The 17,322-nt window shown below is 71.3% G+C and carries 15 protein-coding genes; 9 read left to right on the plus strand and 6 right to left on the minus strand.

Going from position 1 to position 17,322, the window contains the following annotated elements; all coding sequences use genetic code 11:
* Nucleotides 1-41 precede the first annotated feature (41 nt).
* Nucleotides 42-1,487, plus strand: a complete 1,446-nt coding sequence (locus tag ACFSC0_RS02350) for an MFS transporter (RefSeq protein ID WP_377280953.1) — start codon at nucleotides 42-44, stop codon at nucleotides 1,485-1,487.
* A 141-nt stretch (nucleotides 1,488-1,628) separates the two neighbouring features.
* Here the strand turns inward: ACFSC0_RS02350 and ACFSC0_RS02355 are convergent, their stop codons facing one another.
* Nucleotides 1,629-2,756: an Mrp/NBP35 family ATP-binding protein gene (locus tag ACFSC0_RS02355; protein ID WP_377280952.1), complete on the minus strand. Its 1,128-nt coding sequence runs from the start codon at nucleotides 2,754-2,756 to the stop codon at nucleotides 1,629-1,631.
* A gap of 119 nt (nucleotides 2,757-2,875) precedes the next feature.
* Here ACFSC0_RS02355 and hflK point away from each other — a divergent pair, with 119 nt between their 5' ends.
* Together hflK and hflC are read left to right on the plus strand one after the other, a co-directional pair.
* On the plus strand, nucleotides 2,876-4,063 hold the full coding sequence (hflK, locus tag ACFSC0_RS02360) for an FtsH protease activity modulator HflK (protein ID WP_377280951.1): 1,188 nt from the start codon (nucleotides 2,876-2,878) through the stop codon (nucleotides 4,061-4,063).
* Nucleotides 4,060-4,950 (plus strand): protease modulator HflC, encoded by an 891-nt coding sequence (gene hflC, locus ACFSC0_RS02365; protein WP_377280950.1) that lies wholly within the window; start codon nucleotides 4,060-4,062, stop codon nucleotides 4,948-4,950. Before hflK ends, hflC begins: the two co-directional genes overlap by 4 nt.
* Nucleotides 4,951-5,152: 202 nt before the next feature.
* Here the strand turns inward: hflC and ACFSC0_RS02370 are convergent, their stop codons facing one another.
* Nucleotides 5,153-5,809, minus strand: coding sequence for an HAD family hydrolase (locus ACFSC0_RS02370; protein ID WP_377280949.1), 657 nt, complete (start codon nucleotides 5,807-5,809; stop codon nucleotides 5,153-5,155).
* Between the two features lie 49 nt (nucleotides 5,810-5,858).
* Complete coding sequence (gene serB, locus ACFSC0_RS02375) at nucleotides 5,859-6,752, minus strand: phosphoserine phosphatase SerB (protein ID WP_377280948.1); 894 nt, start codon at nucleotides 6,750-6,752, stop codon at nucleotides 5,859-5,861.
* Between serB and miaA the strand changes: the two genes are divergently transcribed.
* The 4 genes from miaA (at nucleotide 6,751) to ppk2 (ending at nucleotide 11,827) form a co-directional block, all read left to right on the plus strand.
* Entirely contained in the window at nucleotides 6,751-7,683 is a 933-nt protein-coding gene (miaA, locus tag ACFSC0_RS02380) for a tRNA (adenosine(37)-N6)-dimethylallyltransferase MiaA (protein ID WP_377280947.1), read from the plus strand. The genes serB and miaA overlap by 2 nt on opposite strands.
* A 177-nt stretch (nucleotides 7,684-7,860) precedes the next feature.
* Nucleotides 7,861-9,651 (plus strand): acetolactate synthase 3 large subunit, encoded by a 1,791-nt coding sequence (locus ACFSC0_RS02385; RefSeq protein WP_377280946.1) that lies wholly within the window; start codon nucleotides 7,861-7,863, stop codon nucleotides 9,649-9,651.
* On the plus strand, nucleotides 9,626-10,855 hold the full coding sequence (locus ACFSC0_RS02390) for an aminotransferase-like domain-containing protein (RefSeq protein ID WP_377280945.1): 1,230 nt from the start codon (nucleotides 9,626-9,628) through the stop codon (nucleotides 10,853-10,855). Before ACFSC0_RS02385 ends, ACFSC0_RS02390 begins: the two co-directional genes overlap by 26 nt.
* Before the next feature lie 201 nt (nucleotides 10,856-11,056).
* Complete coding sequence (ppk2, locus tag ACFSC0_RS02395; RefSeq protein ID WP_377280944.1) at nucleotides 11,057-11,827, plus strand: polyphosphate kinase 2; 771 nt, start codon at nucleotides 11,057-11,059, stop codon at nucleotides 11,825-11,827.
* A gap of 120 nt (nucleotides 11,828-11,947) precedes the next feature.
* Here ppk2 and ACFSC0_RS02400 read toward each other — a convergent pair whose 3' ends face one another.
* From ACFSC0_RS02400 to ACFSC0_RS02410, 3 genes are read right to left on the minus strand one after another with little or no spacing between them, the layout of a single operon-like run.
* On the minus strand, nucleotides 11,948-13,105 hold the full coding sequence (locus ACFSC0_RS02400) for a DSD1 family PLP-dependent enzyme (protein WP_377280943.1): 1,158 nt from the start codon (nucleotides 13,103-13,105) through the stop codon (nucleotides 11,948-11,950).
* On the minus strand, nucleotides 13,102-14,361 hold the full coding sequence (locus tag ACFSC0_RS02405) for a D-arabinono-1,4-lactone oxidase (RefSeq protein ID WP_377280942.1): 1,260 nt from the start codon (nucleotides 14,359-14,361) through the stop codon (nucleotides 13,102-13,104). The genes ACFSC0_RS02400 and ACFSC0_RS02405 overlap by 4 nt, the downstream gene beginning before the upstream one ends.
* Nucleotides 14,354-15,793 (minus strand): amidase, encoded by a 1,440-nt coding sequence (locus tag ACFSC0_RS02410; RefSeq protein ID WP_377280941.1) that lies wholly within the window; start codon nucleotides 15,791-15,793, stop codon nucleotides 14,354-14,356. The genes ACFSC0_RS02405 and ACFSC0_RS02410 overlap by 8 nt, the downstream gene beginning before the upstream one ends.
* A 221-nt stretch (nucleotides 15,794-16,014) precedes the next feature.
* Here ACFSC0_RS02410 and ACFSC0_RS02415 point away from each other — a divergent pair, with 221 nt between their 5' ends.
* On the plus strand, nucleotides 16,015-16,596 hold the full coding sequence (locus ACFSC0_RS02415) for an alpha-ketoglutarate-dependent dioxygenase AlkB (protein ID WP_377280940.1): 582 nt from the start codon (nucleotides 16,015-16,017) through the stop codon (nucleotides 16,594-16,596).
* Nucleotides 16,597-16,771: 175 nt separating this feature from the next.
* On the plus strand, nucleotides 16,772-17,320 hold the full coding sequence (gene ilvN, locus ACFSC0_RS02420) for an acetolactate synthase small subunit (protein ID WP_377280939.1): 549 nt from the start codon (nucleotides 16,772-16,774) through the stop codon (nucleotides 17,318-17,320).
* Nucleotides 17,321-17,322: the final 2 nt, after the last annotated feature.

Consider the following 17,322-nt stretch of genomic DNA (forward strand, 5'->3'; position numbering starts at 1 on the left):
GTCCGGCCAGAGGCGCCGCCGTTAGGTTGAGGAGACGCCACTTGGCCCCATCGAACGCGCCCGCGAAGCATGCACCGCTGGCTCTCACCGTCGTGCTGGCCTTCGCCGCCACCAGCCTGCCGCTGTCGGCGGTGACGATCGCGATCGGCGTCTACCTGCCGCAGTACTTCGCCCGGAACCTGGGCGTGGAGCTGGGCGTGGTGGGCGCCGCCTTCGCCCTCATCCGGCTGATCGACATCCCGCTCGATCCTCTGCTGGGCCTGGCGATGGACCGCACCAAGACGCGCTGGGGCCGCTACCGGATCTGGACCGTCGCCGGCGCGCCGGTGCTGATGGCCGCCATCTACATGCTGTTCATGGCCCCGCAGGGGGTCTCGCTGGCCTACATCATGACCTGGCTGCTGGTCATGTACCTCGGCACCTCGATGCTTCACCTGTCGCACGCCGCCTGGGGCGCGACGCTGGCCAAGACCTACAACGAGCGGGCGCGGATCTTCGGCGTGATGGCCGCGGTGGGCGTCGCCGGCTCGGTGCTGGTGCTCACCATGCCGATGGTGGTCAAGCTGCTCGGCTTCGACGAGGAGGCGCTCGGCGTGCCCGGCATGGGCTGGTTCATCCTGGCGCTGACCCCGCTGGCGGTGTTCGCGGTGGTCTGGAAGACGCCCGAGTACATCGCCCCCGAGGTGAAGGGCCACAAGTTCCAGCTGCGCGAGTACTGGTCGCTGATCGCCCGCCCGACCATGGGCCGGATCCTGCTGGCGGACCTGCTGCTGGCGCTGGGCCCCGGCTGGATGGCCGCGGTCTACATGTTCTTCTTCACCGACAGCCGCGGGTTCTCGACGTCCGAGGCCTCGCTGCTGCTGATGGTCTACATCGCCGCCGGCTTCGTGGGCGCGCCCCTGATGGGCCGCCTGGCCATGAGGATCAGCAAGCATCGGGCGGTGATGGTCGCCACCACGGGCTACAGCCTGATCCTGATCTGCCTGATGGCGATCCCGAAGGGCAGCGTCATCGTCGGCATCTTCCCGATGTTCGTCGCCGGCTTCCTGGCCGCGGGCTTCACCGTGCTGCTGCGGGCGATGACCGCCGACGTGGCCGACGAGGTGCGCCTCGAGCAGGGCAAGGAGCGCAGCGGCCTTCTGTATGCGCTGACCACCCTGACCAACAAGATCGCCGGGGCCTTCTCGATCTGGCTGACCTTCATGGTGCTGGAGCAGGTCGGCTATCAGGCCAAGGCGGGCGCGGTGAACACCCCGGAGGCCATTCGCGGGCTGGAGCTGGCCTACCTGATCGGGCCGATCGTGTTCGTGATGCTCGGCGGCTTCTGCATGATCGGCTACCGCCTGGGCCCGGAGCGCACCGCCGAGATCCGCCGCCTGCTCGACGAGCGCGAAGGCGCCGCCTACGACCAGGCGCCGGTGCTCGACACCCTGGACCCCGCCGAACCGGGCGTCGCCTCGCCGCTGGTGGAGCCGTCGCGGGGGTGACTATTTCAGCCGTTCATCCCGGCGAAGGCCGGGACCCAGATCCAGAGCGAGGCGGTCGCTGGATGAGCGCTGCGCTGGCTGGCGCCCGCATCTGAGCCCGCCACTCTGGGTCCCGGCCTCCGCCCGGGACGAGCGGAGAATTTAATCCCTGAGCTGGGCCATCACCGCCTGGGCCATCGCGCGGAACGCCTTCGAGGGCGCGCTGTCGGGGGCGGTGGCGACCAGCGGGCGGCCGTCGTCGCAGGCCTGGCGAAGGGCGACGTCGATGGGGATCTCGGCCAGCAGCGGCACGTCCAGCCGCTCGGCCTCGGCGGCCGCCCCGCCGGCCCCGAAGATCGGGATCGGCGTGCCGGTGGCCGGGTCCGGGAAGTAGGCCATGTTCTCGACCAGCCCGAGGATCCGCGCCCCGGTCTTCTGGTACATCGAGACGGCCCGCCGCACGTCGATCAGGGATATCTCCTGGGGCGTGGAGACCACCACCACCCCGTCGAGCTTCTGCTTCTGGACGAGCTCCAGCTGGATGTCGCCGGTGCCGGGCGGCAGGTCGAGGACCAGCACGTCGAGCGGCGCCTCGGCGGTCCCCCAGCGCACGTCGTGCAGCATCTGGCGGACGGCGGACGTGGCCATCGGCCCCCGCCAGATCATCGCCCGGCCCTCGTCGACCATGAAGCCGATGGACATCACCTTCAGGCCCCAGGCCTCCAGCGGCTCGATCTTGCCCTCTAGGAAGGCCGGCTCGCCGTCGACGCCCAGCATGCGCGGTCCCGACGGACCGTAGACGTCGGCGTCGAGGAAGCCGGTGCGCAGGCCCTGTCGGGCCAGGGCGGCGGCCAGGTTGACCGCCACCGTCGATTTGCCGACCCCGCCCTTGCCGCTGGCGACCGCGACAAGGCGGCGCACATGCTCGGGCCGTTTTGCGCCGGGCTGCTGGACGGGACGGGCCTGCGGATCCTCGGGCACCTGGGCGCCCTTGCGGACGCGGGTGACGCCGGGGGCCGGCGGGGCGGCGCTGGCCTCGGCGGTCAGCACGACCTGCGCCTTGGCCACGCCGGGCACGGCCGCCAGCGCCTGTTCGGCCGCCTGGCGGACCGGCGTGTAGGTGGGCACGTCCTGCGGATCGACCTCCAGCACGAAGGCCGCCCGCTCGGGCTTCAGCACCAGCCCGCGCACGAGGCCGGCGCTGGCCAGGCCCTTGCCGGACTTGGGGTCGATCACCTGATCGAGGGCCGCCAGGACGGCGGCGCGGTCGGGGGCAGCCGTCTCGGACATGAACCCTTTGTCTTGCTTTGCCTGCGCTCGGGCCTCATATCCGGCGGGCAGCGCCGGTTTACAAGGCCGCCCTGGCCGCGAGGCGGCCGCGCCGAGAAAAAAGAGACGACGCGACCTGAATGCCCTGGAATGACAACGCCAACCCCGGCCCATGGGGCTCGCCGCCGTCCGGCGACGACGACGGGGATCGGCGCGAGAACCGGACGCCCCGGCGGCCCACCGGCGGACCGCGCGGACCGCGGCGCCCGGACGGGCCCGACTTTTCGGCCCAGTTCGAGCGTATCAACGAACGCCTGAGGCGCTTCTTCGGCGGTCCCGGCGGCGAGGGCGTGCGCCCGGCCGCCGTCGCGGCCGTGGCGGGGATCGCCTTTGCGCTGTGGGCCCTGTCGGGCTTCTACGTCGTGCAGCCGCACGAGCAGGCGGTGGTGACCACCTTCGGCCGCTTCAGCCGCGTCGAGCTGCCCGGCCTGCGCTATCACCTGCCGGGCCCGATCGAACGGGTGGAGAAGGTCGGCGTCACCAACCTGAACCAGTCGATGGTCGGCGGCTCCAACCGCGGCGACCTGCCCGAAGAGAGCCTGATGCTCACCGGCGACGAGAACATCGTCGACCTGGATTTCGCCGTGACCTGGCGGGTCTCCGAGGCCGACAAGTTCGTGTTCAACGTCCGCGACCAGGAGGCGGCGGTGAAGGCCGTCGCCGAAAGCGCCATGCGCGAGGTGGTCGGCAAGACCCCGCTGACCGCCATCCTGACCACCGGCCGCGGCGCGGTTCAGGCCCAGGCGGCCGAACTGATGCAGCGCACCCTCGACTACTGGAACAGCGGGCTGACCGTTGTGGAAGTCCAGATCCGCTCGGCCAACCCGCCGTCGGAAGTGGTCGCCGCCTTCCGCGAGGTGGCCACCGCCGGCCAGGACGCCGAGAGCGCCATCAACGAGGCCAACACCTACCGCAACCGGGTGGTCAACGAGGCCAAGGGCGACGCCTCGCGCATCGTCCAGGCTGCGCAGGCCTACCGCGAGCAGTCCGTCCGCGAGGCGCTCGGTGAGGCGGCCAGGTTCAACCAGATCTACAACGAGTACTCCCGTGCGCCGGGCGTGACCCGCGAGCGGCTCTACATCGAGACGATGCAGAGGGTGCTGGAGAAGTCCAACAAGGTGGTGATCGACAGCCAGGGCGCGAGCGCGCCCATCATCCTGCCGCCCGACGTGTTCCGGCCGAGGTCCGGGACCGCCGCCGCGCCGGCCGCCCCGCAGGCCCAGGCCGCGCCGGCCGCCCCGGCCGCCGAGCAGGGGACGCAGCGATGAACAACCGCCGCTACACCGTCTGGGCGATCGGCGCCGTCGCCCTGCTGATCCTGATGTTCAACACCTTCTACGTGGTCGAGCAGCGCGAGCAGGCCATCGTCCTGCGGCTCGGCGAGCCGGTGCGGGTGGTGAACCAGCCGGGCTCGCCCAACGCCGGCCTGAAGATGAAGGTCCCCTTCCTCGAGAACGTGGTGAAGCTCGACAAGCGGAACCTCTCCCTCGAGGCCCAGCAGGAAGAGATCATCGCCGCCGACCAGGAGCGGCTGGTGGTTGACGCCTTCGTCCGCTACCGCATCGACGATCCGCTGCAGTACTTCCGCACCCTGCGGGAGGAGCGGATCGCCGCCGACCGCATCGAGCGGCTGGTGAACTCGTCGCTGCGCCAGGTGCTCGGCACCGCCACGTCGACGGACATCATCTCCGGCCGGCGCGGCCAGCTGATGCAGCGCATCCAGCGGGACGTGGCGACCCGGGCGGAGAGCTCGCGGCTCGGCATCCAGATCATCGACGTTAGGATCAAGCGCGCCGACCTGCCCCAGGCCAACCAGGCGGCCGTGTTCCGCCGCATGCAGACCTCGCGTCAGCAGGAGGCGGCCCAGATCCGCGCCCAGGGCGAGCAGCGCAAGCGCGAGATCATCGCCTCGGCCGACAAGGAGGTCTCGATCACCCTGGCCACCGCCACCGAGGAGGCCGAGCGCACCCGAGGCGAAGGCGACGCCCAGCGGACCCGCGTCTTCGCCGACAGCTTCGGCCGCGACGCCGGCTTCGCCAGCTTCTACCGCTCGATGCAGGCCTACGAGGCCGCCTTCGGCCAGGGCGACACGACCATGGTCCTGTCCCCCGACAGCGAGTTCTTCCGCTACTTCGAGCGCGGGCCCGGCGGCTAGCGGGGTGATGGGTGACAGGTAGGGCTCGCGCCCAACCAGTCACCGGCGGTTTTCGGTGAAGATGCTCCCCCACAGGGGGAGCTGTCGCGAAGCGACTGAGGGGGTTCAAGGGCGCTGACTCAGCGGCGCCTGAACCTCCACCTCGGGGCTTGCGAACCCCCTCCACCGCTTCGCGGTCCCCCTCCCCCTGCGGGGGAGGATCTTAGCGGAGCAGCTCCCTCACCTCGTGCAGGTCGCGGGCGATGCGGACGCACAGGCCGCACATCTCGTCCGTGGCCTCGAGCAGGTCGGGAACCATGATGGTCATCATCCCGGCCGAGGACGCGGCGCGGACGCCGTTGTGGGAATCCTCCAGCGCCAGGCAGTGCTCGGGCGCAACGCCGAGGCGTTCGGCCGCCACCAGGAACGGGTCGGGATCGGGCTTGCCGCGGGCGTAGTCCCCGCGGGCGACGATGGCGGTGAACCTCGGGATGACGCCGGAGAGGCCCAGGTGGGCTTCGACCGCGCGGTGGCTGGACGAGGTGGCGATGGCCCGCGGCAGGGCCAGCGCGTCCAGGTGGTCCAGCAGCTCGACGACGCCGCCCTTCAGCGGGATGCCGGCCTCGCAGGCGGCGGCGACCAGCTCGCCGACCCGGGCGTTGAACTCCGGGATCGGATAGTCATCGCCGAAATGGTCGCGCATCCGCCGGTCGCTGGCCTCGTACGGCAGGCCGATCATCGACTGGAAGAGGGCGAGCGGGAAATCGTGGCCGCGCTCGGCGGCGGTGGCGATCATCGCGTCTCGGTAGACGCTCTCGGTGTCGCAGAGCAGGCCGTCCATGTCGAAGACGACGGCGCGGACGGGTCTCGGCAGGCTCATGGCCGGGCCTGTAACGGCGTTCGGCCCGTGCGGGAAATCAACCGTTGCGTCAGTCCGTTACGAACTCTTCGGCGCGGTAGCCCTGGAAATAGAGCAGCGCGGTCAGGTCGGCGAAGTCGACCTTGGCGTCGGCCTCGGCCGCCACGATCGGCTTGGCGCGGTAGGCGACCCCGAGGCCCGCGGCCTTGATCATCGCCAGGTCGTTGGCCCCGTCGCCGACGGCCATGGCGGCGGAGAGCTCCAGGCCGAGCGCCGCCGCCTCCTCGGTGAGCGCCGCGAGCTTGGCCTCGCGGCCGAGGATCGGCTCGCCGACCAGGCCGGTCAGCGCCCCCTCCCCTTCGCCCAGGGTGTTGGCCCGCTGGGCGTGGAAGCCGGCGGCCTCGGCGACGCGCGAGGTGAAGAAGGTGAAGCCGCCGGAGACCAGCAGGCAGCGGGTCCCGTTCTGCGCCATCGTGCGGACCAGGGTCCGGGCGCCGGGGTTGAGCTGCACCCGCTCGTCGTAGGCCGACTGCAGAGCGCTCACGGAGAGCCCCTTCAGCATCGCCACCCGTTCGCGCAGGGCGCCCTCGAACTCCAGCTCGCCGCGCATGGCCCGCTCGGTGATCGCGGCGATCTCGGCCTTCTTGCCGGCGTAGTCGGCCAGCTCGTCCAGGCACTCGCAGCCGATGATGGTGGAGTCCATGTCGGCCACGAACAGCCGCTTGCGGCGGCCCTCCAGCGGCTGGACGGCGATGTCGACGGGCGCGCCGTCGATGGCCTGCAGGGCCGCGGCGCGGACTTCGGAAAGGTCGGCGGCGTCGAGGATCAGGTCGACGGCGGCCTCGCCGAGGGGCCGAGGCTCCTTGACGCGGGCGCGCACGTCCTTCAGCGCTGCGAGGATCCTGGACTGGCCGAAAGCGAGGGCGTCGCGCTCGGGGCCGACGACGGTGAGGGCGAGCTGCATGGAGCCCCGCATCTGGCTGATCGCCGGCCCGACCGCAAGCGGCAAGTCCGCCCTTGCGGCCAGGCTTGCGCGCGAGACCGGCGGCGAGGTCGTCGGCGCCGACTCCATGCAGCTCTACCGCGACCTGCAGGTGCTGACCGCCCGCCCCTCGCCGACGGAGCTGCAGGGCGAAGCGCCGCACCACCTGATGGGGATCGCCGACGCCGCCGAGGCCTGGTCGGTCGGACGCTGGGTTCGGGCCGCCGAACCGCTGATCGCCGAGATCCTGGCGCGCGGCCGCCCGGCCATCGTCGCCGGCGGCACGGGCCTCTACTTCGCCGCCCTGACCGAGGGCCTGGCCGACGTGCCGGAGGTTCCCCCCGAGGTCCGCGCCGAGACCGCCGCGACATACGATGCGCTCGGCGAGGATGCTTTCCGGCAAACGCTGGCGGGCGTCGATCACGAGGCGGCGGCCCGGATCGCGCCCGGCGACCGCCAGCGCCTGTGCCGGGCGTGGGAGGTGCACGCAGCGACCGGGGTCTCCCTCACCGAGTGGCAGGCGCGCACCCGGCCCGTGCTGGCGCCCGGAAGCTGGCGCGGCGTCGTCCTGGAGCCGCCGCGCCCGGCGCTTTACGACCGCTGCGACGCCCGCCTCGAATGGATGGTCGCCAACGGCGCGTTGGACGAGGTCCGGGCGCTCATGGCCCGCGGCCTGGCGCCCGAGCTGCCGGCCATGAAGGCGGTGGGCGTCCGCGAACTCGCCGACCACGTCGCCGGCCGCGCCAGCCTGCAAGAGGCGCTGGCGGCCGCCCAGCGCGAGACCCGCCGCTACGTGAAGCGCCAGACCACCTGGCTGCGGCATCGGATGGCCGGCTGGCCGCGCATCACCGCCCTGGAGCCGGAGGCGCAATGGAGGCAGTTTCTTGCGCTGGAGCCTGCCTTGACGCCTTGAAGGCGGCATGCGATGACCGTTCCAGCTCAGTTGGAGAGAAATCTCGTGCGCGAGATGCTTGTAGTTTCGAGGCGACCGGTAACGGCCTGACCCCTGTCAGGACCGAGCACGGTCGCTTGCACCAGGCCCTTCGCGGGCCTTTTTTGTTGCCCAATCCTTCCCCTCAAGGCCTGCCCAATGACCGCCCATCAGACCATCGAAGCCGACGCCGAAACCCTGACCGGGGCCGAGATCGTGGTCCGCGCGCTTCTCGACCAGGGCGTCGAGGTGCTGTTCGGCTATCCGGGCGGGGCGGTGCTGCCGATCTACGATGCGCTGTTCGCCGAGCCGAAGCTGCGGCACGTGCTGGTCCGCCACGAGCAGGGCGCGACCCACGCGGCCGAGGGCTACGCCCGCTCCACCGGCAAGCCGGGCGTCGTGCTGGTGACCTCCGGCCCGGGCGCGACCAACGCCGTCACCGGCATCGTCGATGCGCTGATGGACTCCATCCCGATGATCGTCATCACCGGCCAGGTCGCCACGCACCTGATCGGCACCGACGCCTTCCAGGAGTGCGACACCATCGGCATCACCCGGCCCTGCACCAAGCACAACTACCTGGTGAAGGACGTCGCCGACCTGCCGCGGATCATCCACGAGGCGTTCCACATCGCCACCAGCGGCCGGCCCGGCCCGGTGGTCATCGACATCCCCAAGGACGTCCAGTTCGGCAAGGCGGCCTACAAGGGCCCGGCCGAGGTCGTCCACGCCCACAACTACGCCCCGCGCACCCGCGGCGAGCCGGCCAAGATCGCCGAGGCGGTCGCGCTGATCGCCTCGGCCCGCCGGCCGATCCTCTACACCGGCGGCGGCGTGATCAACGCCGGGCCGAAGGCGGCCGCGGCGCTGCGCGAGTTCGCCGAGATGCTGGGCTGCCCGGTCACCTCGACGCTGATGGGCCTGGGCGCCTTCCCCGCCTCCGACCGCAAGTGGCTGGGCATGGTCGGGATGCACGGCTCATTCGAGGCCAACAACGCCATGCATGACTGCGACGTGATGATCGCTGTCGGGGCCCGCTTCGACGACCGGGTGACCGGCCGGCTGGACGCCTTCGCGCCCGGCTCGCGCAAGATCCACATCGACATCGACGCCAGCTCCATCGGCAAGAACGTGCGCGCCGACGTCGGCATCGTCGGCGACGCCGGCCAGGTGCTGGAAGACCTGATCGCCGCCTGGAAGGGCCGCAACCTTTCCGTCGACCAGGGCGCCCTGGCCGAATGGTGGCGCCAGATCGAGGGCTGGCGGGCGCGGGACTCCTTCCGCTACCGGCAGGACGACAAGCTGATCAAGCCGCAGTACGCCATCCAGCGCCTCTACGAGCTGACCCGCGGCAAGGACGTCTACGTCACCACCGAGGTCGGCCAGCACCAGATGTGGGCGGCCCAGTTCTTCCACTTCGAGGAACCGAACCGCTGGATGACCTCCGGGGGCCTGGGAACCATGGGCTACGGCCTGCCCGCCGCCGTGGGCGTGCAGATCGCCCACCCGGACGCCCTGGTCATCGACATCGCCGGCGACGCGTCCGTGCAGATGACCATGCAGGAGATGTCGACGGCCGTTCAGCACGACCTGCCGATCAAGATCTTCATCCTCAACAACGAGTGGATGGGGATGGTGCGCCAGTGGCAGCAGCTGCTGCACGGGGAGCGCTACTCGCACTCCTATTCGGCCAGCCTGCCGGACTTCGTGAAGATGGCCGAAGCGTTCGGCTGCGTCGGCATCCGGGCCGAGAAGCCGGACGAGCTGGACGACGCCATCCGAGAGATGATCAGCGTCAACAAGCCGGTGCTGTTCGACTGTCGGGTGACCAAGGAAGAGAACTGCTTCCCGATGATCCCGTCCGGCAAGGCGCACAACGAGATGATCATGGCCGAAGAGGCCCGCGATCTCGGCTCGATCATCGATGACGCCGGCAAGCGCCTCGTCTAGGGCCGAAGAGCCCGAGCCCCGCCCCGCGCCGCTCGACTGGGCGGCGCGGCTCTCCGGGCGCATGGGCCGGGTGAAGGCCTCGGAGATCCGCGAGCTGCTGAAGCTCCTGGACCAGCCGGACATCCTCTCCTTCGCCGGCGGCATCCCGGACCCGGCGCTGTTCCCTGCGGAGGAGATCGGAGCGGCGGTCCAACGACAGCTCGCCGATCCGGCCCTGGCCGGCCAGGCGCTGCAGTACACGGTCAGCGAGGGGCTGCCGGCCCTGCGCCGCTGGATCGTGGAGCGGATGGGGCGATGGGGCGCGCCCTGCACCGAGGCCAACGTCCTGATCACCGCCGGCTCGCAGCAGGCGCTGGACCTGATCGGCAAGCTGCTGATCTCGCCGGGCGACGCCGTGCTCGTGGACCGGCCGACCTACCTGGGCGCGCTGCAGGCGTTCAACGCCTACGAGCCCGCTTATCTGGACCGCGAGGAGGTCGAGGCGGGCGCCGCCCCGGCGCTCGGCTACGTCGTCCCCGACTACGCCAATCCCACCGGGGCCAGCCTGACGCTCGCCGAGCGCGAGGCCCTGCTGGACCTGGCCGAGGCCCGCGACTTCGTCCTGGTGGAGGACGCCGCCTACCGCGAGCTGCGCTTCGAGGGCGAGGCGCGCCCGCCCCTGCTGGCGCTGGACATCGCCCGCGCCGGCTCCATCGAGGCCGCCCGCACCCTGCTCTGCGGCACCTTCTCCAAGACCTTGGCGCCGGCCCTGCGGATCGGCTGGATCTGCGGCCCCGCCGCCGCCATCGAGAAGCTGGTGCTGCTCAAGCAGGGCTGCGACCTGCACGTCTCGACCCTCAACCAGCTCGCCGCCTGCGAGGCGGTGCAGGAGGGCTACGACCAGCACCTCTCGCGCCTGCGCCTGGCCTACCGCGCCAAGGGCCAGGCCATGTGTGCGGCGCTGGCCCGCCACATGCCGGCCGGCGTCACCTGGACCGAGCCGGAGGGCGGCATGTTCGTCTGGCTGACCCTGCCGGAGGGGCTCGACGGCGCCGAGCTGCTGGCCAGGGGCCTTGCCACCGAACGCGTCGCCTTCGTCCCCGGCGCGCCGTTCTTCGCGACCGGGGCCCAGCCGAACACCATCCGGCTCAGCTATTCGCTGCCCACCGAGGCGCAGATCGACGAAGGCGTGAAGCGGCTGGCGCGGCTGATCGCGGGGCCGTGAACCCCGACCTTTCCTCTCCCATTCATGGGAGAGGGGGACCACGGGCCGAGCGAAGCGAAGAGCGCGTGGTGGAGAGGGCAGGCCGCCAGCGCCGTCGATGGGGCTCGCCCCCTCCCCCACCCGCTCTTCGCTGCGCTCGGCGGGCGGTCCCTCTCCCCCGCTTCGCAGGGGAGGAATTGGCAAGAGAAGGAGACCCGCCCCATGCCCCGCGACGCAGACGCCGAAGATCCCGCCGCCGCCCTCGAAGCCCTGCAGGTCGACCTCGTCACGACCCGCATCTGGAGCGCCGAGCAGGGCCAGAAGGTGCTGGTGATCTTCGAGGGGCGGGACGCGGCCGGCAAAGACGGCACCATCAAGCGGCTGGTGGAGAACCTCTCCATCCGCAACACGCGCGTGGTCGCCCTGCCCAAGCCCAGCGATCAGGAGAAGAGCCAGTGGTTCTTCCAGCGCTACATGGCCCACCTGCCGGCGGCCGGCGAATGGGTGATCTTCAACCGCTCCTGGTACAACCGCGGCGGCGTCGAGAAGGTGATGGGCTTCTCCACGCCTGAGGAGCAGGCGCAGTTCCTGCGCGAGGCGCCGGTGGTCGAGCAGATGCTGGTCGATTCCGGGATGATCGTCGTGAAGTACTGGCTCGACATCTCCAAGGACGAGCAGGCGCAGCGGCTGGAGAAGCGGCGGACCGACCCGGTGAAGCGGCTGAAGATCTCGCCTCTGGACGCCGTCGCCCAGGAGCGTTGGGCCAACTATTCCGCCGCCCGTGACGAGACGCTGGGCCGCACCGACACCGACGAGGCGCCCTGGTGGTGCGTGCGGGCCGACAGCAAGAAGCAGGCGCGGTTGGCGGTGGCGCGGCACCTGCTCCGGCTCCTGGCCTGCCCGGAGCTGAAGGACAAGATCGCCCCGCCCGATCCCGAGATCCTGTTCCGTTTCGAGCCGGCGGCGATCGGCGACGGGCGGCTGGCGCCCTAGCGGAACGGCGGCGCCGATCGTGCAACCCGTCCCTCAACCTGATCTCAGCGTCTCCAGTCGGGACAGGTTTGCGGGCCGGGTCCTTAGAACGAGCCCTTCGAAAGGACCCGGCCCGTCTCGTCACCTGGACCGGCCGCGCGCCGAAATCGGCCAGATGTCGACCAGGGTGTCGTCCCTCACCACGTGATAGCTGTCGTAGAGGTTCACCGTCGGGTCGCAGTGCGGCACGGCGAAGGTGACCAGGGCGTCCAGCGGCAGGCGCGTGGTCTTCTCCGGCCCGATCACCGCGCCATGCTCGTCGCCCATGAAGGCGTAGCGGGCGCCGTCCGCGCCCGAGAGGATCGGCGGCGGGCCGCCGTCGGTGGCGAAGGCCTTGAAGCCGGCGTCGACGGTGGCCAGGCCCGGCGCATTGGCGCTGACCACCCGGGCGTCGACCATCAAGGAAGTGCGGTAGGGCGCGCCCTGCTCGGCGTTGGCGCCGGTCAGGTCGCAGTCCAGGTACTGGCGGTCCATGAAGACGTAGGAGCCCACCTGCAGCTCGGTGAAGACGCGTAAGTCCAGGTCGATCCGGTGGGTGCCGGTGCCGCCGCCGGTGACCAGCGGCGCCGGCGCGCCGGCTTCGGCGAGCGCGTCCAGGACGGTGCGGAGATAGGCGGTGCGCTCCTCGATGGCGGCGCGGCGCTCGGCGAAGCTCTCGATGTGCTGCTCGGAGCCGCAGTAGAACTGCACCCCGGCGTAGCGGAGGGCGGGATGGCCCTGGATGCGCCTCGCCAGCGCCACCGCGTCTGCGGCCGAGGCGACGCCGGTGCGGCGCAGGCCGGGATCGACGTCCACCACCACCGACAGGGTCTGGCCGGCGGCCTGGGCGGCGCGCGCCAGGGCGTCCACCGCGTCCGGGTGGTCGGCGGTGACCATCAGGCCTTCGCAGCGCCCGTTCAGGGCGATGAGCCGCTCCACCGCCGGCGCCGACACAACCGGCGAGGTGATCAGGATCCCCGAGATCCCGCCTTCGGCCAGCGCCTCGGCCTCGCCGAGCTTGGCGCAGCATTGGCCGACGGCGCCGGCGGCGATCTGGCGCTTGGCGATGTCGACGCTCTTGTGGGTCTTGGCGTGGGGCCGAAGGTTCACGCCCCGCTTGGCCGCGAGATCGGCCATCGTGGCGATGTTGGCGTCGAGCGCCTCCAGGTCGAGGACCAGGGCCGGCGTGTTGAGCGAGCGGCGCGAGCCCTGGCGGCCGATCAGGTGGCCGTGCAGCTTCCAGTCGGCGGACACGCTCACGAGAACAGCTCCGAAAGGTGCGGGTTGAGGAACTTGCCCTCGGGATCGTGGTCGCGGCGCACCTGCCGGAACCGCTCGGCGGCCGGATAGAGAAGGTCCACCTCGTCCCGCGTCAGGTTGTGGCGCTTGCCCCAGTGCGGCCGCCCGCCGGCGGCGCGGAAGATCGCTTCGCCCTCGCGGAACAGGTCCTGCCAGGGCATCCGGGCGAACTGGTGCATGGAGACCGAGGCGCAGTCGCCGCGGTTGAACGGCGACATCCAGATGTCGTCCGCCGCCGTCCAGCGGAACTCGAAGGGGAAGGTCACCGGCAGGTCGTTCTTGCGGATCCAGCCGATGGCTTCGGAGAGGGCGGCAAGCCCCGCCTCGCGCGGCAGCTCGTATTCCATCTCCTCGAACGGCACGGTGCGGTCGGAGGGGAAGATGCGGTGCGCCGGCCCGACGCGCCGGGTCCTGCCCGAGCCGCGGACCAGCAGCTTCTGCAAGGTGGCGGTGAACTTCGGGGCGGCGGCGGAGAGCTCGCAGCAGAGGCGGAAGACCGTCTCGTCCACCTGCCCCGGCTCCTTGAAGCCGCCCTCGTCCTCGGCCGGGTGGAGGAACTTGACGATGGCGGTGTCGGAGTGGGGGAAGATCCAGAATTCAGCGTGGCGGCGCTCGCCGGCCCAGCCGACGAAGCCCTCCAGCACCTCTTCCATCGGCCGCCGCTCGATCCGCTCCTCGAGGAAGTAGGCCGGCGTGACCTCGATCTCGACGGCGAGCGCGACGCCGAACAGTCCGAGGGACAGGCGCTGGGCCTGGAAGAGCTCGTCCCGCTCACCCTCGCCGCAGGTGACGACGCTCCCGTCCGCCAGCATCAGCCTAAAGCGCCGGGCGATGTTGGAGAGGCTCTTCAGCTCGCCGCCCGTGCCGTGAGTGCCGGTGGCGAGCGCGCCGGCCAGCGCCTGGTTGTTGATGTCGCCCTGGTTGGGCAGGCACAGCCCCTCGTCCCAGAGGGCGCGGGTCAGCCGGTCCAGCGACCAGCCGGCCGGGGCCCAGGCGGTGCGGCGGTCGGGCGCGACCTGCAGCGTCCCCTCCAGCTCGGCGAGCGAGACGAGCGTGCCGCCCGTCTCGCAGAGCGGCGTGAACGAGTGGCCGGAGCCGGCCACCCGCAGCCGCGGCGCACGGCGGACCGCCGCCGCGAGCTCGGCCTCGGTCTTCGGTTTCGCGATCTCGGCCGGCTGGGCGACGACGCTGCCGGACCAGTTGCGCCACTCAGGCATGCGCGAGCGCGGCCATCGCGGGACGCCGGCCCGCCCAGGGCCGGGCCTCCTCCAGCTGGGCGGCGAGACGGAACAGCGTGGCCTCGTCGGCGTAGCGGCCGGTGAACATCATCCCGAGCGGCAGGCCCGAGGCGCTCCAGGCCAGCGGCAGCGACATGGAGGGCTGGCCGGTGAAGTTGAACGGCGGCGTGAACGGGAAGTGGCGGCCCTGCGCCTTGTCGAACGCCTCGAGATCGCTCCCGGTCGGGTCGAGCTCGTCGAGCCTCGGCGGCGGCGTGCCGAGCACCGGCTGGAAGTAGACGTCGAAGGGGGCGAGGCTCTTCAGGATCTGCCGGTTCATCGCCCGCAGCTCCTGCCAGCCCCACATCGCTTCCTGGGCGCTGATCCGCATGCCCGCCTCGTAGGCGCGGCGGGCCAGGGGGCCGAGTTCATGCGGCTCGGGCTCGCGCCCCAGGGCCTCGATGCGGCGCTTCATGCCGGCGGAGAAATTGCCCGCCGAGACCCGGCCCTGAGCGCGGTAGAGCCTGCGCCAGTCGATGTCGATGTCGTGCGGCACGAGCTCGTGGCCGAGGCCCTCGAGCAGCTTCACCACCTCCTCGAAGGCGGCCTGCACCTCCGGATCGATCGGCCGGCCCGAGGCCGTGCGGCTGGAGAAGCCGATGCGCAGCCGGCCCGGCGGCGTGGCAACCTCGGTGACGTAGGGCCGGGTCTTGGGCGGCGGGGCGTAGGGGCTGTCGTCCTCCGGATAGCCGGTGGCGTCGAGCATCGCGGCGCTGTCCCGCACCGTGCGGCTGACCACATGGTCGACGGAGAAGCCGATGGCCCGGTCGTAGTCGTCCGGCCCGTTCGGGTTGCGGTCGCGGGTGACCTTCAGGCCGACGAGGCCGCAGCAGGCGGCCGGGATGCGGATCGAGCCCAGGCCGTCGCTGGCGTGCGCCAGCGGCACGATCCCCGCCGCGGTCGCCGAGGCCGCCCCGCCGGACGATCCGCCGGAGATGTGCTCCGGGTTCCAGGGATTGCCGCAAGGGCCGAGGCGATGGGAGTTGGTGACGCCGGGAATCCCGTACTCGGGCGTGTTGGTCTTGCCGACCAGGACGACGCCGGCGGCGCGGTAGCGGCTCACCAGCTCGCTGTCGCGCCGGTCCGGCGCCTCGGGCGCGAACCGGCTGCCGGAGGTGCGGGGCCAGCCCTTCACCTCCAGGCCCAGGTCCTTGATCAGGAAGGGCACGCCGGCGAAGGGGCCGGACAACGGCCCCCGCGCGGCCTCCCGCGCCTCGTCGTAGGCCTTGTAGACCACGGCGTTGAGGCGGGGATTGAGCCGCTCGATCCCCTCGATGGCCGCCTCGACCAGCTCGGCGGCGGTGACCTCGCCCTTGCGGACCAGCTCGGCCAGGCCGAGCCCGTCGTGGGCGGCGTATTCGTCGAACCGCATGATCCGAAGTTAAGCGCCGGATGAGCGGCGCTGTCACGCGTGACGCTGGGGAAATTGCCCACCGCTCATCCCGGCGGAGACCGGGACCCAGGATCCAAGGCTCCGTCGTGGCTGGATGAGCGCTGCGGGGATGGAGCCCGCCTCTGCGTCCGCCATTCTGGGTCCCGGCCTACGCCGGATGAGCGGATGAAATTGACGCGGCCGCCCCCCACATCCCGCCCATGGCCCTCGCCCAACCCAGCCTGTTCGATGCGCCGCCGCAGCTGCCGGAGGGCTTCCGCTATCAGCCGGAGCTGATCGGCGCCGAGGAGGAGCAGGCGCTGATCGGCGAGTTCGAGGCGCTGGCGTTCAAGGCCTTCGAGTTCCACGGCTTCCTCGGCAAGCGACGCGTCGTCTCCTTCGGCTGGCGCTACGACTTCAACGGCGGCGGGCTCGGCCGCGCCGAGGAGGTGCCCGTGTTCCTGCTGCCGCTTCGCGAGCGGGCGGCGGCGTTCGCGGGGCTCGCCCCGGAGACCCTCGAGCACGTGATGGTCAGCCAGTACCCGCCGGGCGCCGGCATCGGCTGGCACAAGGACCGGCCGGACTTCGACAAGGTGATCGGCGTCTCGCTGGCCGCGCCCGGCCTGTTCCGCCTGCGCCGCCGCCGCGAGGGCGGCTTCGACCGCGCGTCGCTCACGGTGGAGCCCCGCTCCGCCTACCTCATCGATGGCCCCGCGCGCCGGGAATGGGAGCACTCCATCCCGCCGGTCGAGGCGCTGCGCTACTCGGTGACCTTCCGCACCCTGCGGCCGAGGCGGGGCTAAGCCACCGTCATCCCGGCCGAAGCGAAGCGGAGAGCCGGGACCCAGATCTCGCCGCGCAGCATTCTGGGTCCCGGATCGCGCCTGCGGCGCGTCCGGGATGACGGGAATAGGGTCCGGCCCTTGCTCCCAGCCGCGCCATATGACACCCCTCCGCCGACCTATCGGAAGGACCGCCATGCCCGACCCGCAACCCGGATCCGTCTACGAGCTCGCTCACGAGGAGGAGGCGGAGAACCTCGCGACCTTCGCGGTGCTGGTGGACAACGAGCCGGGCGTGCTGCACCGGCTGGTCGGCCTGTTCGCGGCGCGCGGCTACAACATCGAGAGCCTGACGGTCGCCGAGACCGACCGGCGCGCGCACACCAGCCGGGTGACCATCGTCACCCGCGGCACGCCGCACGTGCTCGGCCAGATCGAGGCGCAGCTGGAGAAGATGGTCTCGGTGCGCGAGGTCCAGGACGTGACCCGCGACCCCAACGGCCTGGAGCGCGAGCTCGCCCTGGTGAAGGTGAAGAGCAGCGGCGCCGAGCGGGTCGAGGCGCTTCGGGTTTCCGACATCTTCCGGGCCCGGGTGATCGACACCACCCACGAGAGCTTCGTGTTCGAGGTCTCCGGCGCGCCCAACAAGATCGACGCCTTCGTGGAGCTGATGCGGCCGCTGGGTTTGGTGGAACTCTCGCGCACGGGCGTGCTTTCCATCACCCGGGGGGCCGAAGCGATGTGAGG

The sequence above is a fragment of the Phenylobacterium terrae genome (genome assembly GCF_042681205.1).
GTDB classification, from domain to species: Bacteria; Pseudomonadota; Alphaproteobacteria; order Caulobacterales; family Caulobacteraceae; genus Phenylobacterium; species Phenylobacterium terrae.

What these genes read in the sequence shown, in the direction of transcription:
- ACFSC0_RS02410 (WP_377280941.1), bottom strand. Translation starts at nt 15,793, where the DNA reads ATGCGGTTCGACGAATACGCCGCCCACGACGGGCTCGGCCTGGCCGAG.
- hflC (WP_377280950.1), top strand. Translation starts at nt 4,060, where the DNA reads ATGAACAACCGCCGCTACACCGTCTGGGCGATCGGCGCCGTCGCCCTG.
- ACFSC0_RS02390 (WP_377280945.1), top strand. Translation starts at nt 9,626, where the DNA reads ATGACGCCGGCAAGCGCCTCGTCTAGGGCCGAAGAGCCCGAGCCCCGC.
- ppk2 (WP_377280944.1), top strand. Translation starts at nt 11,057, where the DNA reads ATGCCCCGCGACGCAGACGCCGAAGATCCCGCCGCCGCCCTCGAAGCC.
- ACFSC0_RS02370 (WP_377280949.1), bottom strand. Translation starts at nt 5,809, where the DNA reads ATGAGCCTGCCGAGACCCGTCCGCGCCGTCGTCTTCGACATGGACGGC.
- ACFSC0_RS02355 (WP_377280952.1), bottom strand. Translation starts at nt 2,756, where the DNA reads ATGTCCGAGACGGCTGCCCCCGACCGCGCCGCCGTCCTGGCGGCCCTC.
- serB (WP_377280948.1), bottom strand. Translation starts at nt 6,752, where the DNA reads ATGCAGCTCGCCCTCACCGTCGTCGGCCCCGAGCGCGACGCCCTCGCT.
- ACFSC0_RS02415 (WP_377280940.1), top strand. Translation starts at nt 16,015, where the DNA reads ATGGCCCTCGCCCAACCCAGCCTGTTCGATGCGCCGCCGCAGCTGCCG.
- miaA (WP_377280947.1), top strand. Translation starts at nt 6,751, where the DNA reads ATGGAGCCCCGCATCTGGCTGATCGCCGGCCCGACCGCAAGCGGCAAG.
- ACFSC0_RS02385 (WP_377280946.1), top strand. Translation starts at nt 7,861, where the DNA reads ATGACCGCCCATCAGACCATCGAAGCCGACGCCGAAACCCTGACCGGG.
- ilvN (WP_377280939.1), top strand. Translation starts at nt 16,772, where the DNA reads ATGCCCGACCCGCAACCCGGATCCGTCTACGAGCTCGCTCACGAGGAG.
- ACFSC0_RS02405 (WP_377280942.1), bottom strand. Translation starts at nt 14,361, where the DNA reads ATGCCTGAGTGGCGCAACTGGTCCGGCAGCGTCGTCGCCCAGCCGGCC.
- hflK (WP_377280951.1), top strand. Translation starts at nt 2,876, where the DNA reads ATGCCCTGGAATGACAACGCCAACCCCGGCCCATGGGGCTCGCCGCCG.